The organism is Pseudomonas sp. JR33AA (assembly GCF_021378985.1).
GTDB classification, from domain to species: Bacteria; Pseudomonadota; Gammaproteobacteria; order Pseudomonadales; family Pseudomonadaceae; genus Aquipseudomonas; species Aquipseudomonas alloputida.
Map to the genome: position 1 here is coordinate 587,763 of NZ_JAJSAW010000002.1, position 15,011 is coordinate 602,773.

12 protein-coding genes are annotated in these 15,011 nt (G+C 63.8%); 4 read left to right on the plus strand and 8 right to left on the minus strand.

The annotated features are described in order from the left end of the window. Window positions 1-16 precede the first annotated feature (16 nt). The gene (locus LVS58_RS06005) at window positions 17-1,558 is read right to left on the minus strand and encodes an MFS transporter (RefSeq protein ID WP_233690265.1); all 1,542 of its coding nucleotides are present in this window, start codon (window positions 1,556-1,558) and stop codon (window positions 17-19) included. Between the two features lie 135 nt (window positions 1,559-1,693). Then, window positions 1,694-2,599: a LysR family transcriptional regulator gene (locus LVS58_RS06010; RefSeq protein ID WP_233690266.1), complete on the minus strand. Its 906-nt coding sequence runs from the start codon at window positions 2,597-2,599 to the stop codon at window positions 1,694-1,696. A 250-nt stretch (window positions 2,600-2,849) separates the two neighbouring features. Between LVS58_RS06010 and LVS58_RS06015 the strand changes: the two genes are divergently transcribed. Beyond that, complete coding sequence (locus tag LVS58_RS06015) at window positions 2,850-3,302, plus strand: universal stress protein (protein WP_233690267.1); 453 nt, start codon at window positions 2,850-2,852, stop codon at window positions 3,300-3,302. 17 nt (window positions 3,303-3,319) lie between these two features. Here LVS58_RS06015 and LVS58_RS06020 read toward each other — a convergent pair whose 3' ends face one another. Genes LVS58_RS06020 through LVS58_RS06035 form a run of 4 tightly spaced genes read right to left on the minus strand, consistent with a single transcriptional unit; the run spans window position 3,320 to window position 8,084 of the window. Further along, complete coding sequence (locus tag LVS58_RS06020; protein WP_233690268.1) at window positions 3,320-4,180, minus strand: efflux RND transporter periplasmic adaptor subunit; 861 nt, start codon at window positions 4,178-4,180, stop codon at window positions 3,320-3,322. Between the two features lie 10 nt (window positions 4,181-4,190). Beyond that, entirely contained in the window at window positions 4,191-4,391 is a 201-nt protein-coding gene (locus LVS58_RS06025) for a DUF1656 domain-containing protein (RefSeq protein ID WP_009685040.1), read from the minus strand. Further along, the gene (locus LVS58_RS06030; protein WP_233690269.1) at window positions 4,381-6,558 is read right to left on the minus strand and encodes an FUSC family protein; all 2,178 of its coding nucleotides are present in this window, start codon (window positions 6,556-6,558) and stop codon (window positions 4,381-4,383) included. Before LVS58_RS06030 ends, LVS58_RS06025 begins: the two co-directional genes overlap by 11 nt. Then, window positions 6,555-8,084: an efflux transporter outer membrane subunit gene (locus LVS58_RS06035; protein ID WP_233690270.1), complete on the minus strand. Its 1,530-nt coding sequence runs from the start codon at window positions 8,082-8,084 to the stop codon at window positions 6,555-6,557. Before LVS58_RS06035 ends, LVS58_RS06030 begins: the two co-directional genes overlap by 4 nt. A 191-nt stretch (window positions 8,085-8,275) precedes the next feature. Between LVS58_RS06035 and LVS58_RS06040 the strand changes: the two genes are divergently transcribed. Both LVS58_RS06040 and LVS58_RS06045 read left to right on the plus strand, forming a co-directional pair. Further along, the gene (locus LVS58_RS06040; RefSeq protein WP_233690271.1) at window positions 8,276-9,223 is read left to right on the plus strand and encodes a LysR family transcriptional regulator; all 948 of its coding nucleotides are present in this window, start codon (window positions 8,276-8,278) and stop codon (window positions 9,221-9,223) included. Window positions 9,224-9,398: 175 nt separating this feature from the next. Beyond that, window positions 9,399-10,373, plus strand: a complete 975-nt coding sequence (locus LVS58_RS06045; RefSeq protein WP_233690272.1) for a 2-hydroxyacid dehydrogenase — start codon at window positions 9,399-9,401, stop codon at window positions 10,371-10,373. Between the two features lie 95 nt (window positions 10,374-10,468). Here the strand turns inward: LVS58_RS06045 and LVS58_RS06050 are convergent, their stop codons facing one another. Next, on the minus strand, window positions 10,469-11,371 hold the full coding sequence (locus tag LVS58_RS06050) for a DMT family transporter (protein WP_233690273.1): 903 nt from the start codon (window positions 11,369-11,371) through the stop codon (window positions 10,469-10,471). Between the two features lie 185 nt (window positions 11,372-11,556). Here LVS58_RS06050 and LVS58_RS06055 point away from each other — a divergent pair, with 185 nt between their 5' ends. Further along, window positions 11,557-12,432 (plus strand): helix-turn-helix domain-containing protein, encoded by an 876-nt coding sequence (locus LVS58_RS06055; protein WP_233690274.1) that lies wholly within the window; start codon window positions 11,557-11,559, stop codon window positions 12,430-12,432. 29 nt (window positions 12,433-12,461) lie between these two features. Here the strand turns inward: LVS58_RS06055 and LVS58_RS06060 are convergent, their stop codons facing one another. Continuing rightward, window positions 12,462-14,852 carry a TonB-dependent siderophore receptor gene (locus LVS58_RS06060; RefSeq protein ID WP_233690275.1) on the minus strand — a complete coding sequence of 797 codons (2,391 nt, stop codon included), beginning with the start codon at window positions 14,850-14,852 and terminating at the stop codon, window positions 12,462-12,464. Window positions 14,853-15,011: the final 159 nt, after the last annotated feature.

The following is a 15,011-nucleotide window of genomic DNA, read 5'->3' on the forward strand; positions in this document are numbered from 1 at the left end:
CGAAATCATCCAGGGTTCAAGCGACCGCACGCGGCGGATAGACCCGGGTGGGCACGAAAGGAATCAGGCAGATCAGGGCCACGGCGATACAGGCGAGCACCAGATAGAGGTCGGCCGAGGTCAGTACCTGGGCCTGGTCGTGAATGCGCTTGGCCAGGCCAGCGGCATTGCCGTCGACCAGCGGGGCGTTGCCCAGGCTGTCCACCAGGTGATTGGAATGGAAATGCCGGCGCAGGGTGCCAAGAACATCCAGCAGGCCCCCGGCGATGACGGCGGCCAGGCCCTTGACGGTGTTGAACCAGCTGGAGGCGAACGGGCCCTCCTGCGGCGTCATGCCATTGGTGGACAGCATCAGCAACGGCAGCACTGCCATCGGCTGGCCGAACACCTGCAGCAGGTAGAACGGGTAGAAGTCGCCACGGATCCATTCGCTGGTCAGCAGGCTGCTGCCAACACAGGACACCGCCAACATCGCCAGGCCAAGGCCCAGCACCCAGCGGCAGTCCACCGCACGGATATTGCACAGTGCCGCCGTCAGCGGCAGGGCGATCAGTTGCGGCATGGCCACCAGCATCATCAACGGGCTGGTCTGCGCCGGGCGGTAGCCCTGGATCTGCGCAAGGTAGGCCGACGGGATGCTGCCCACACCCGAGAGCACGACCAGCACACCGGCCAGGGTCACCAAGGCGAAACTCAAGTTGCGCCGCTGCAACAAGCGCAACTGGAAAAAGGGCAACGGCTCGGACCACTCGTTGTACATGAACAACACCAGCAACAGCAGGCCACCGCCAAGCAGCCAGCAGATCAGCGGCGAGTCGAACCAACCCCAGCGGTCGCCCAGCGACAGGCCCAGCACAGTGCAACTGATGGCGGGCAGGCCCAGCAGTACACCCCGCCAGTCGAACTGTTTGAAACGTTCCAGGCGCAGTGGGTCCTGCGGCAGCCCCCAACCTACGCAGACGATGGCCAGCAACGAGGGCAGGATGATCTGCCAGAACGCCCATTGCCAACCGACGTATTCGGTCCACAGCCCCGCCAGTGGCGTGCCGAGGTTGGGGCCGAAGGTGGCGGTCAGGGCGTAGCAGGCCAAGCCATAGACCTTGATACCTGGCGGCAAAAAGCGCAGGGCCACGCTCATCAGCATCGGCGGCAACGCGCCAGCGGCAAAGCCCTGCAGCACGCGCAGCAACATCAAGCTGTGCAGGTTGGGGGCGAACGGTTGCAACAGGCCAAACACCGCGAACAGAGCAATTGCGCCCATGGTGAAGCGTCGTAGCGAGAAGGTCGTGGCCAGCCACGGTGCAAAGGCCATGGCCGAGACCGAAGCGGCGCTGTATACCGCCAGCAACCAGGCCCCTTCGTCGGCCCCAATGCCCATGGCACCGCGGATATCGGCCAGGGAAATCTTGGTTACCGACTCGTTGAGGCCGGCGCACAGCACCGCCAGCAACACACCGAACAACCCGACCACTACCTGCAGGCCGAACGCCGCCTGCGCGGGCGCAGCCGGCGCGGGGGCGGCGGCAATGGCGGCAGACGGGACAGACAGGGAACTCATGGGCAGACATCTCCGGCAACAAATTTGCGACTGGAGCAAGTCTAAAAAGGTCGAATGCTTACGAAAACTGACTTGTTGGCAGTTTTATATTGCGTCAAACGCAATCGGGCAGCGGGAGCGCGTGTGCCACATGCCTCAAGGGTCCATCCTGCCGCACGCCTTCAACATCTGCCGCAGCCAGCGATGGGCCGGGTCATTATCGAACCGCGGGTGCCATGCCTGCATGACGTTGACCTTCTCCAGTGGCACGGGGATCTCGAAGGACCTCAATGGCAGTTTCAACCGGTTCACACTGTTCAGGATATTGGCGGGTATCGGCAAGATCAGGTCCGAGTCCGGCAGCGAAAACATCGCGGAGTGAAAACTCGTCGTGATCAGCGCTACCCGGCGCTCCACCTTGTAATTGGCCAGCGCCACGTCGATAGGCCCGTTGGCACGGCCACGGCGTGACACGCTGATGTGCGGGTAGGCGGCAAAGCGCTCAGGGGTGATCTCGTCATCGAAAACCGGGTGCCCTTCCCGCGCCAAACCCACGAAGTAGGTGTTGAACAGGCTCTGAACTTTGATTTCGGGGCCCAGTTCAATGGCTGAGCTGATGATCAAGTCGATTTGCCCATTGCGCAGCACCGCATCATCGTCCCCGCTACCCTCCGGCACAAAACGCAGCACCGTATGCGGTGCCTGGGCCAGCATCATGCGCAACAACTGAGCGCCATACAGGGCGATGAACAGGTCATTGGTGCGGATGTTGAAGGCACGGTCCAGGTTCACCAGGTCGACATCGTCGCGACTGCGAAATACCTGCCCGGCCTGCTCCACCAGGCCATGCACCTGCTCGCGCAGGGCCAGCGCACGCGGCGTCGGCACCAGGCCACGGCCGGCCCGCACCAGGATCGGGTCGCCCAATGCCTCGCGGATACGCCCAAGGGTCCGGCTCATGGCTGCCGGGCTCAGGTTCATGCGTTGCGCCGCGCCAACCACGCTGCCCTCGTCGAGCAAAGCATCGAGGGCAACAAGCAGGTTCATGTCCGGAAGTTGCATGGCCGTTTTCCGTTACAGCTGTGGGAAATGCGATGGTATCAGGTTGATGGATTGCACCGGACGCAATGCGCTTGTGCGTGGTGGGCCATTTATTCAGGGAAAGGATTGGGTCAAGAATGGTGCATGGCAGGTTCGGCCCTTTCGCAGGAGCACCCGCGCCTACCCTGAATCAGGTGTTGCGGTGGCCTGTAGGAGCGGGTTTACCCGCGAAGAGGCCGCCCCAGCCCCCCAAATACATCAAGGATCCCGCATGCCCAGCCCCGTCCTGATCGCCATCGACGCCTCCCCTGCATCTGCCGCCCTGGTTACCCTCGCCCGCCGCTACTGCCGCCTGGGCGAGCACGAACTGCACGTGCTGCTGGCCATCGATTCGACCTTCGCGGTGCACGAGCAACCCGCGCCCTACACCGCCGAGGAACGGGCAGAATACCCCGCCGCCTGCGTGGAACAGCAGCATGCCGACCACGCCGTAGCCGAAGCCGTGCGCGAACTGCAGCAAGCCGGCTTCGCCAGCCAGGGCTGCATGGTGGCCGGGCTGCCGGTTGAAGCGATTGTCGCCAAGGCGCAGGAGTTGAACTGCGAACTGATCATCATGGGCCACCGCCATCTGTCGCGGCTGGGGCGGTTACTCGACCCGTCGATCAGCGCAAAGGTGATTGATCGGGTCGAAGTGCCGGTGTTGGTGGGGGCGACGAGTGCCTGAGTTGTGCGAGGTGTCTCTCAAGGCGAACTCGGCTTCACCACCACCGTACAGGTCGTCCCTGCCGCCAGCAAAAACCCTTCCGGCACTTCATCGATGTGAATGCGCACCGGCACCCGCTGAGCCAGCCGCACCCAGTTGAACGTGGGGTTCACGTCGGCGATCAGCTCGCGGCTCTGTGGGTTGTCACGGTCGTAGATGCCGCGGGCGATGCTCTCCACATGCCCCTTGAGGCGCTCGCCGCTCATCATCTGCAATTCGGCCTGATCACCCACCTTCACATGCGGCAACTTGGTCTCCTCGAAAAACCCGTAAACCCAGAACGAGTGCTCGTCGACCACCGCCATCACCGCTTCACCGGTACGCGCATAATCGCCCTTGTGGATGTTCAGGTTGGTCACGTAGCCGTCAACCGTCGCCACGATATGCGTGCGCTTGAGGTTCAGCTCGGCTGCGGCCAACGCGGCAAGGGCTTGTTGATAATCGGCCTGGGCGGAATTGGCGATGTTGCTGGCGTCGTCGCGGTTTTCCTTGGAGATCACCAGGTTGTCCATGTCGGCGCGGCGCTTGGCATTGACCTTGCGCATTTCCCAGGTGGCCTTGCGCGAGGCGACCAGTGCCTTGGCCTGGTCGACTGCCAACTGGTAGTGCTCAGGGTCGATCTGGATCAGCAGGTCACCCTTCTTCACCCGCTGGTTGTCCTTGACCGGTACATCCACCACGTAGCCGGGCACGTCGGCAGCGACGTTGATGATGTCGGCACGCACACGGCCATCCCGGGTCCATGGCGTGGTCATGTAGTGCAGCCACAACTGGCGACCGATGGCCACGGCAGCGACCAGCACCAGCAGGGTGGCGATCAGGCTGAAGAACTTTTTCATCGAAGGATTCTCACCAGTAGACAGTCAGCGCCATGGCGCCGAACAAGCAGACGAACAGGCTCAGGCGCAGCAGCGCCGGGTGCCAGAAGAAGCGGTAGCCATCATGGCTGGCAATGAACCGGTCCAGGCCCCAGGCCAGGCCCAGGGCAAACAGGAACATCAAGGTCATGGTGGGCATGTACACGCCATGGAAGGCGATCTCACGGGGCATGGTGCAGTCCTTTCGCCGGTGCCAGTGGCGACTGTGGGTCCAGCAGGGAAGTACGGATGAAGTGCAGGTAGCTTTGCACACGGCGCAGCACCGAGGTGTCGAAGTGCCGGGCGAATGGCTCGTCGGTGGCCTGCACGCGTGCAATGGCGTGGTCCACTGCCACCAGTGCGCGTTCGTGGTTGCTGGCGCTAGGCTGCAGGAACAGCCGGGTCAGTGCACGGCCCATGACACGGATTGCCTGGCGCCACGGCTGCGACTCGGCATAGGCCGGGTGCACCGGGGCGCAGGCTTGCTCCTTGCGCAGTTCGATGACGGCGTGGCCGATCTCCAGCACGGTGAACATCCAGCCCATCAGCTGGCTTTGCACCTGCGGCTTGCCGGCCGCCAGGCCATAGGCCTGGTGCAGCAGGTCGCGGGTGCGGCTTTCGAAGGCCGAGCCCAGGCCGCGCAGGCGGCCACTGATGGCGAACAGCACCTGCTCACGCAACGCCTGCTCCAGGCGGCTCCACAACCAGCGGCTGTTGGGCGGCAGGATGATCGCCCCGGCGGCGGCACAGACGATCATGCCGATCACCATGCCGATGTAGTCGTTGATGAAGGTGTACGGGTCATAAACGGTGAGGTTGTTCGGCACCGAACCAATCGCGAAGAACACCAGCAGGCCGATGCCATAACCGGCGTAGGCAGGGCGCGACGAAAGAAACGCGCCTAGCACGAACACGGGCGCCAGCACCATGCACAGCAGCGCAAAACCGTCGATCCAGGGGAACACGAAGAAGGTTTCGAAAAAGCCGACAAAAGCGCCGATGGCCGTGCCGCAAGCCATCTGGAACGACATGCGCTTGGGGTTGGGTGACGCCGCCGAAAGGCAGACGGTGACCGTGGCGATCAGGGTCATCATGGCGCCGCTGGGCCAATCGCTGAGCAGCCAGTAACTGCCCAGCAGCAACAGCACTGCCGAGGCGCGCACACCGGCCGCCAGCGATACCAGCCAGCTGGTCTGCGCCACGTAGGGTTCGTCCCACTGCTCGCGCTCGTGCTTGTGCGCGGCCAGCGAGGCATGGGTTTCGGCGTAGCTCAACATCTCGTCGACGAAGCGGTACAGCAGCTCGAACGCGGTGTGAAAATCAAGCAGGTCCGACTCGCTGGGGTCCGTTGCCAGGTACTCAGCCCGCAGCCCCCGCACCTGGGCCTGCAGGCCTTCCTTGTAGGCGGCCAGTTCCAGGGTCAGGCGCAGCGCATCGGCGTCAGTCAATGCCCGGCCCACATAGGGCTGCAGCAACTCCACCAGGGTGTCCAGGCCCGGTTCGATGGCACTGACGATCTGCAGCGGACCACGGGCACGCAGGCGCTCCAGCAAGCGGTGCAAGGCATTGAAGCGCGTGGTGATGGCCATGAACTCGCTGTTCATGCGCACCAGCCGGCCACTGCGACGGCGCATGTGCGGGTCTTCGAAAGCGGTGACGTTGCGCAGGCTTTCAAGGCCCACGGCCTCTGCCACGAAGCGCACGTTGCTGCTCTCGAAGCGGTCCTTTTGGCTATCGCCACGCAGGGCCTCGACCACCACCCCGGCAAACACGCCAAAGCGCTGGTACAGGGCGTTGCGCATGGCGGCACTGGCCGACTGCGGCAGGATCGCGGCACTGACGAAGGTCGACACCAGAATACCCAGGGCGATTTCCAGCGCCCGCCATACCGCTGCCATGAACGCCTGGTCGGGGTGTTGCAGCACCGGCAGGCCGATCATCGCTGCGGTGTAGCCGGCCAGCACGAAACCATAGGCGCGGAAGGTGCGGTAGCGCATGGCGCCGGCCGAGCACAGGCCCACCCACAGCGCCAGGCTGGGCAGAAACAGCTCGGTGTTCTGCGGGAAGATGGCGATCAGCGCCACCATCATCGCCGAGCCGGCCAGGGTGCCTAGCACCCGGTAGAAGCTCTTGGCGAACACATGCCCGCTTTGCGGCTGCATGACGATGAACACGGTGATCATGGCCGTGCGCGGTTGCGGCAGCTCCAGGCGCATGGCCAACCACAAGGTGATGAACGCAGCGGCCAGCACCTTGAAGATGTACACCCAGGTCACGCCGTCGGTGCGCGCCCAGGCAAAGAAGCCCCGCCGCCATTCCAGGCTTTGCAGCCAGCGCACGGGCAAACTGGAAGTGCTCATTCGGCGTTATCCGGCTTCTTGTCGAAAATGGCCAGGGTGGCCGGGGTCTTCGGGGCTGCCTGGCGTTCCTCTTTCGGCGCATCCTGACCAGCCTGCAGGCCACCGCCCAGGGCGGTGACCAGCTCGGCATGGGCAATCAGGCGGGCGGCCTGCACCTGCTGCTGCACCTGCTGCTGGCGGAACAGCAAGGTCTGCGCGTTGAGTACGTTCAGGTAGTCGGTAAGGCCGCGCTGGAACGCGACCATGGCGATGTCGTAGGTTTTCTGCGCGGCAGCAACCGATTCGGCGGCGAAGTGCGACTGTTCTTTCATCGACTCGCGGCGGATCAACTGGTCGGAGATGTTTTTCAGTGCGCCGACCACAGTCTGGTTGTAGCGCGCCACGGCCACGTCATAGCCGGCGGAGGCCACGCCCAGCTGCGAGCGCAAACGGCCACCGTCGAAGATCGGCAAGCTGATGGCCGGGCCGACGTTGTAGTTGAACTTGCGCCCGGTGAGGAATTCCAGCGGGCCACCGCCGGTGGCCATGAAGCCCAGGCTGCCGACCAGGTCGACGTTGGGGAAGAAGCCGGCGTGAGCGACGTCGATGCCACGCGCCTGGGCAGCCACCTGCCAGCGGCTGGCAACCACATCCGGCCGCTGGCCCACCAGCTCGGCGGGCAGGTTCGAAGGCAGTTTCAGCGGCGCGGCCAAGGCCAGGGCCGGGCGCTGCAACTGCGCGCCTTCCCCTGGGCCCTTGCCTGCCAGTGCGGCCAGCTGGTTGCGGGTCAGGGCAATTTCTTCGTCGAGGCTATCGAGCTGGCGGTGGGTTTCCGGCAGCGGCGCTTCGGCCTGGCTGACTTCGAAATGGGTGCCGATACCGGCCTCCAGGCGACGCTTGGCCAGGGCCAGGATCTGCTCCTGCTGCTGCAGTTCGGCCATGACGATATCGCGCTGGGCAAAATGCAGGCTCAGCTGGATGTAGGCACGCACCACATTGTTCTGCAACTCCAGCTGCGCCTGGCGGGCTTCGGCCACGCTCATGTGCGCCTGGTCCACGGCCTGCTCGCTGGCATTGCGCTCGCGCCCCCACAGGTCAAGGGCGTAGCTGAAACCGATGGCAGCGTTGTTGTCCCAGGTGTTGGCACCCGACAGCGCGCCAGGGCCATAGAACTGGTCTTCCGGCCAGTTGTGGCGCTTGAGCGTAGCCTGGCCGTTGGCCTGGAGCTTTTCCGCCGACTCGACCACACCGGCCATGGCCTTGGCTTCGCGCACCCGCGCCGCAGCCATGGCCAGGCTCGGGCTACCGGCCACAGCCAGGGCAATCCAGCGGTCCAGCTGCGGGTCGCCATAGGCGTGCCACCACTGCTGGTCGGGCCAGTGGGCGTCGGTCGCGGCTTCGCGAATGGCCGCGTCGGTGGTCAAGGTATTGGCTTGCAGCGTCTTGCTTTGCGGGGCAATGCCCCAGGTTCCGATACAGCCGCTCAAGGTGAGGGCAAGGGCACAGGCACTGAACGCCTTGAGCGTTCTGATGATGCGACGCGGCACAGCTGCGATTTCCCGAGGAAGAGGTGAAGGGGCCGGGCAATTCTAGGGGGCGGCAGCACTGGCGATAAGCACGGATTCCTGCGAATCTTTGTTACCAAAACAGCGATAATCCGCCTTTGGTCGAAGGTAACTTTTTCTCTTTTCCAAGTTACTTCGTGACACAATTTTGTCCTCTACCTCGAGAGTGACCCATGGACACCCTGCAAAACATGCGTGCTTTCAGTTGCGTAGCCCAACTCGGCAGCTTCACTGCCGCCGCGGCGCAGCTGGATACGACCACCGCGAACGTGTCGCGGGCGGTCTCCAATCTGGAAGCCCATCTGCAAACAAGGCTGCTCAACCGTACCACCCGCCGCATTGCGCTGACCGAAGCCGGCAAGCGCTACCTGATGCGTTGCGAACAGATTCTTACCTACGTCGAAGAAGCCGAGGCTGAAGCCAGCGACGCCCATGCGCGCCCGGCCGGGCAGTTGAAGGTGCATTCAATGACCGGGGTCGGCCAGCACTTCGTGGTCGATGCCATCGCCCGCTACCGCGAAACGCACCCGGACGTGACCTTCGATTTGACCATGGCCAACCGCGTGCCCGATCTGCTCGACGAGGGTTATGACGTCTCCATCGTGCTGGCCACCGAACTGCCCGACTCAGGGTTCGTTTCGCAGCGCCTGGGCATCACCTACAGCATTGTCTGTGCCTCGCCCGCCTACATCGCTCAGCATGGCGTGGCCCACAAGCCTGCCGACTTGCTCAGGCACGCCTGCCTGCGCATGGTCAGCCCGGTCATACCGCTGGAGAAATGGCTGTTCGATGGCCCGGAAGGCCAGGAGATGGTCAACATCACCAGCTCGCCGTTCATGGTGAATACCGCCGATGCCATGAAGACAGCGATCCGCAGCGGCATGGGCGTAGGCGTGCTGCCGATCTATTCGGCTATCGAGGGCCTGCGCGACGGTAGCCTGGTAAGGGTGCTGCCCGAATATCGCCTGCAGGAGCTGAACCTGTATGCCATCTATCCATCGCGGCAGTATCTGGATGCCAAGATCAAGACCTGGGTCGAGTACCTGCGCAACTCGCTGCCAGAGATTCTTGCCGCGCATGAGGCCGACCTGAAAACCCATCAGGTGCTGATCGCCAACTAAAAAGCTGCTGCATTGCGGGGGCGGACAATGGTAGGTTGCTAACCATTGATTTCGCCTGTTCCGGCCCCTTCGCGGGCAAGCCCGCTCCTACAACGCACCGCGCCCCCCTGTAGGAGCGGGCTTGCCCGCGAATAGGCCGGCACAGCCCCACCCCGCTTAGCAGAGAAGTTGCCCGATGAAAAAGACCGTCCTGGCCTTCAGCCGTATCACCCCGGCCATGGCCGAGCGCCTGCAGCAAGACTTCAACGTGATTCTGCCCAACCCCAAGCTCGGCGACATCAACGCCCAGTTCAACGAAGCCCTGCCTGAAGCCCATGGCCTGATCGGCGTTGGCCGCAAGCTTGGCCGGGTGCAGCTGGAAGGCGCGGCCAGGCTGGAGGTGGTGTCCAGCGTGTCGGTCGGCTATGACAACTACGACCTCGACTACTTCAACGAGCGCGGCATCGCCCTGACCAACACCCCCGACGTGCTGACCGAAAGCACCGCCGACCTGGGCTTCTCGCTGATCATGGGCTGCGCCCGGCGCACCGCCGAACTGGATGCCTGGACCAAGGCCGGCAACTGGCAGGCTACCGTGGGCCCGGCCCACTTCGGCAGCGATGTACATGGCAAGACCCTGGGCATCGTCGGCATGGGCAATATTGGTGCAGCAGTGGCACGCCGTGGCCGCTTCGGCTTCAACATGCCGATCCTGTACAGCGGCAACAGCCGCAAGACTGCGCTGGAGCAGGAGCTGGGCGCGCAGTTCCGCAGCCTGGACCAGTTGCTGGCCGAAGCCGACTTCGTGGTCATCGTGGTGCCGTTGTCCGATGCCACCCGCAAACTGATCAGCAGCCGCGAGCTGAAGCTGATGAAGCCGAGTGCGTTCCTGATCAACATTGCCCGTGGGCCGGTGGTGGATGAGGCGGCGCTGATCGAGGCGCTGCAGAACGGCACCCTTCGCGGCGCGGGCCTGGACGTATACGAGAAAGAACCGCTGAGCGACTCGCCGCTGTTCAAGCTGCCCAATGCGCTGACCCTGCCGCACATTGGTTCGGCGACTGCCGAAACCCGTGCGGCCATGGCCAACCGGGCGATCGACAACCTGCGTGCGGCGCTGCTGGGCGAGCGGCCACGGGACCTGGTGAACCCGCAGGTGTGGAAGGGGTGACCGTTTGATGGTGCCTGTGCCGGCCCTTTCGCGGGTAAACCCGCTCCTACAGGGCGGGTTTACCCGCTAAAGGGCCGGCAAAGGCAACCCATCACCTATTTGGCGACCACAACACCCTCAGCCCCCCTGGCCCGGGGCTTGCGAAACACCAGCACATTCCCCGCCATCACCGCCACCAAGCCGAGCAAGGCCGGCGCCGTCCACTGGTAACCCTCGGCCACCGCCGACACATTCAACGCCACCAACGGGAACAGCACCGTGCAGTAAGCTGCCCGCTCCGGCCCCATGCGCCCCACCAACGTCAGGTACGCAGTAAAGGCAATCACCGACCCCGGTACCACCAGGTACAGCAGCGAACCGATATAGCGCGCATTCCACTCCATGCCGAACGGCACGCCGCTGACTACACAGAACCCCGCCAGCATCACTGCCCCATAGACCATGCCCCAGGCATTGGTGGTCATCGGCTTGAGCCCGGCCTTCTGCTGCATGCTCGACAGCAGGTTGCCGGCCGAGAAGCACAGCGTGCCGAACAGGGCCAAGCCAAGGCCGTACAGGGTTTCGCGGCTGGCTGCGTGATGCGACAGCTCCGGCCAGAACAACAGGCCCAGGCCGAGCAAGCCCAAGGCGCCACCGCCAAGCACGTTGCTGGCGATTTTCTGGCCGAAGAAAATGCGAGCGTTAAGCGCGTTCCACAGTGTGGCGGTGGAGAACACCACCGCGATCAGGCCGCTGGCAATCCACTGGCTGGCGCTGAGAAAGCAGATGAAGTTGACGCAGAACAGGCACAGGCCCTGGGCCAGGCAGATCTGGTGGCCACGGCGGTTCATCGGTTGCAGCCGACGCGTGAGCAACAGGAAAGCAAACAGGATCAGCCCGGCCAGGGCGAAGCGGTAGACGATCGACACTGGGATCGCGACCACGCCCAACTGGAGTTTCAGGGCGATCCAGGTGGTGCCCCAGATCAGGACGGTGAGCAGGTAGAGTGACAGGTTCATGGTGGCGGTTCCTTGGGCCTTTGGAAATCGGTGCCCGGCGCTTCGCGGGTAAACCCGCTCCTACAGGGATCACCAGTGTTCTTTCGATCGGCCTCTGTCTGCTTGCACGAACTTGCGCTTTTCTTGCGCCGGTAGCTGTCACTCGATCCAGAGCGCAGTAGGATGGCAGGCAGGAGGACCCGCCAATGACGCCACTCACCCAGTTGCAAGTGTTCAACGCCATGCATGCCTCGCCCAACGCCAGGCTGGAGCTGAGCGCGCACCTGGGCGACGGACTGGCGGCGGCGTTGTGGCACAACCGTGACGATGCGCGCGACTACCAGGCGCCCAGCCATCACACCCTGTCGTGCTACATCGCCGACGGCACCGGCACCTTCCGCCGCCAGCGCCCGGCCGACAAAGGTGCGCCCGACAAGCTGTGCGTGATGCCGGCCGGGCAGGAATCGAACTGGGTCGTCAATGGCGCGATCCGCCTGGCGCATCTGTATGTCAGCGAGGCGCAGTTCGCCCTGGGCTGCGTTCGCCTGCTCGACCGGGAACCGCGCGAGCTGCAACTGCAGGAAGCGACCTTTCTGGACGACCCGCAGCAGGCTGCCCGCTTTCGTCAATTGATCCAGCTGAACTGGGACGAGCCCGGCGAGCGCCTGTTGGCCAGCAGCCTGGCGCACGCAATCGTTGACCATGCGCTGCTCAGCCAGGTCGGGTTGCGCCAAGGCCTGCGCCTCAAAGGCGGGCTGGCGCCAAACCTGCGCCGGCAGCTGGTCGACTACATCGAGGCACACCTGGACCAGCCCATCACCCTGGGCGAGCTGGCGCTGCGCTGCAATCTGTCCGAATACCACTTTGCGCGCATGTTCCGCGCCAGTTTCGGGCTCCCACCGCACCAGTATCTGCTGGCTCGGCGGCTGCACCGGGCGTGCCAGTTGTTGCGGTTGGAAGTGATACCACTAGGAGAGATTGCCTTGTCGTGCGGGTTTGCCAGTGCCAGCCATTTCAGCAACCGGTTTCGCCAAGCCCTGGGGGCCACACCTGGCGAATACCGCAAGGCCTTTGGCATCTGAAACCGGGGCCGCTCTGCGGCTCCCTTTACCTAGAACTCGAAGGTGCTCGACAAACTTACCTGCCGCGCATCGCCAATCGCCACAAAGTACTGGTTCACCGCCGAGCTGTAATACACCTTGTCGAACAGGTTCTTCACGTTCAGTTGCAGGCGCACGTTGTGTTCGTCGAGTTTGGTTTCATAAGTGGCAAATGCATCGGCAACGGTATAGCTCGGCAGGTCGAAGGTATTGGTCGCATTACCCGAACGCTCGCCCACATAACGGGCGCCGGCACCGAAGCGCAGCCGGTCACCCCCGAACAGGCTGCCAAAGTCATACACCGCCGACAGCGAGCCGCTGTGCCGGGCCACGTTCTGCAGGCGGTTACCCTCAAGATCAGGGTCCTTGGTTACCTTGGCATCGGTCAGTGCATAGCTGCCGATCAGGCTCCAGCGCTCGCTGAGCTGGCCGGTCACGTCGAGTTCCACACCGCGTGAACTCACCTCACCCGCATTGCTGTAGACCGTCTCGCGGGTGATTGCGTCAAAGTTCGAGACCAGTACATTGCGTTTGGTGATATCGAACAAGGCCAGGGTGCCTGTGATGCGCCCTGGCATGTCGAGCTTGGCGCCCAGCTCCCACGACTTGCCCTCCTCAGGTGCCACCGAGGAGTCGAGCACGACATTACCGGTCAGCGGCGCGATGGTCGAGTTGGGCTTGAACGACTCGCTGTAGCTGCCATAGAACGAGAGCTGGTCGTCGACTTTGTAAACGATACCAGCGTGGGGTACCCAGGCCTGGCCACTGATGTCGGTATTGGCCGTGAAGGGGCGACCGCGGCCAGCGTATTGGTCGTACTGCTGGAAACGCGCACCTGCGACAAGGATCCAGTGCTCATCGAGGTGCAGCGCGTCCTGCACGAACAGCGCATCGGTGCGCAGCTTGTCGGTCTGGTCGCTGTCGCTGGCCCGTACGTTGGAGCCTTCCACTTCCTGCCCGTAGACCGGGTCCAGATAACTGAACGTGGACTGTGGTGTCTGGCGAATCAGGTCACCGCGAAAGATCTTGCGGTCCTCATGGTCGATGCCGAACAGCAGGTCATGCTGCATCCCCGCCAGCTCGACAGTGCCATTGAGGCTCAGGGTCACGAACTGGTCACGGCTCATCGCATTGTGGGTGCCGTCGATGCTGCGTGTCAGCGTGCCTTGGGTTTCATTGACGCCGGTCACGCGAACCTGGCTGGCATCGTAGGTCTCACGATTGAAGCTGTAGCCAACGTGCAGCTTCCAGTCATCGGCCAGCTGATGGTCGACTTCCAGGCGATACAGGTCGGAGCGCCCTTCCATGTCGTTGAACGGCTCGTCCAGGCGGCGCGTGGCGGGGATGTTCAGCGGGTGACCGTTGCTGCCGAACGCGGTGCCACGGTCGAAGGGATAGAGAAATTCACGGTGCTCGTAGGCCAGCACCACCTGCGTGTCTTCGCCCAGCCAGGCCAGCGACGGCGCCACCAGCGATTCGCGGTGCACGCCGTAGTTGCGCCAGTAGTCTTCGTCTTCGTGGTCGACGATCAGGCGGTAGGCGAAGTTGCTTTCACCCAGTGCACCCGTGCTGTCGAGCCCGCCACCGCTGCCGTTCTTGCCGCTGCCATAGGTCGAGCCGCGCACGGTCAGGGCGTTGTACTGGTGCAGCTGCGGACGCTTGCTGACCACGTTGATGACCCCACCTGGGTCCTGGATACCGTACAACAGCGAGGCAGGGCCCTTGAGCACCTCAACCCGCTCGGTGCTGGCGTTGAGGTTGCGACCCTGCACCACGGGCATGCCATCGCGCATGATCGAGCCGTCGCGGTTGTCGCCGAAGCCACGTTTCATCACCGTGTCGGATGTGCCGCCGAAGTTGTTGCCCTGGGTAATGCCGCTGACGTTGGCCAGGGCGTCATCGAGGTTGCGCGGGGCCTGGTCGCGGATGACCTGGGCCGGTACCACGTTGATTGCCTGGGGGATGTCCTGGTTCGGGCCCTGCCCGCGCATGATCGAAGCGCTGGCGGAGGGCTGGTAGCTGTAGTCGTCCAGTTGCGAGGTCACGGTTGTGGCCTGCAGGTTGAGCGCACCGGAGGTGTCAGCAGGTTCGAGGGTCAGGGTACGTGCGTCGACGCGGCGCCAGGCCAGCCCAGCGTTGCCCAGCAGTTGTTGCAGCGCCTGCTCGGCGCTGAACCGGCCATTCAGCGCTGGCGCTTGCACGCCCGGCAACTCGAGGGTGTAGACCACGCTCTGGCCAGTGGTGCGGCTGAAGGCGTTCAGGGCCTGGGCCAAGGGTTGGGCCGGCTGGGCGAAGGCATAGGCCTGCAGCTGCTCGACGGCGCTTGCCAGGGGGGCGACAGCGAAGGCCGGGAGCGCAGCAAGGCCGAACCAGAGAGGGACGCAACGCGGGGAGAACTTCATGGACGCTGACCTGTGAGGGGGTGATTATTGCGAATCAATCGCACTTTCACTCATTACACGGATGCCACGTGCTGTTACCTCACCTGTGCCTGGAAATATTTTTTGCTGTGTCGGGGGGGGGGGGGGGGGGCCCCCCCCCCCCCCCCCCCCCCCCCCCCA

Coding starts and splice junctions, on each gene's coding strand:
- LVS58_RS06020 (WP_233690268.1), bottom strand. CDS start 4,180: ATGAAAAAGTTCTTCAGCCTGATCGCCACCCTGCTGGTGCTGGTCGCT.
- LVS58_RS06060 (WP_233690275.1), bottom strand. CDS start 14,852: ATGAAGTTCTCCCCGCGTTGCGTCCCTCTCTGGTTCGGCCTTGCTGCG.
- LVS58_RS06005 (WP_233690265.1), bottom strand. CDS start 1,558: ATGAGTTCCCTGTCTGTCCCGTCTGCCGCCATTGCCGCCGCCCCCGCG.
- LVS58_RS06015 (WP_233690267.1), top strand. CDS start 2,850: ATGCCCAGCCCCGTCCTGATCGCCATCGACGCCTCCCCTGCATCTGCC.
- LVS58_RS06055 (WP_233690274.1), top strand. CDS start 11,557: ATGACGCCACTCACCCAGTTGCAAGTGTTCAACGCCATGCATGCCTCG.
- LVS58_RS06025 (WP_009685040.1), bottom strand. CDS start 4,391: ATGCCCCGTGAGATCGCCTTCCATGGCGTGTACATGCCCACCATGACC.
- LVS58_RS06030 (WP_233690269.1), bottom strand. CDS start 6,558: ATGAGCACTTCCAGTTTGCCCGTGCGCTGGCTGCAAAGCCTGGAATGG.
- LVS58_RS06045 (WP_233690272.1), top strand. CDS start 9,399: ATGAAAAAGACCGTCCTGGCCTTCAGCCGTATCACCCCGGCCATGGCC.
- LVS58_RS06050 (WP_233690273.1), bottom strand. CDS start 11,371: ATGAACCTGTCACTCTACCTGCTCACCGTCCTGATCTGGGGCACCACC.
- LVS58_RS06010 (WP_233690266.1), bottom strand. CDS start 2,599: ATGCAACTTCCGGACATGAACCTGCTTGTTGCCCTCGATGCTTTGCTC.
- LVS58_RS06040 (WP_233690271.1), top strand. CDS start 8,276: ATGGACACCCTGCAAAACATGCGTGCTTTCAGTTGCGTAGCCCAACTC.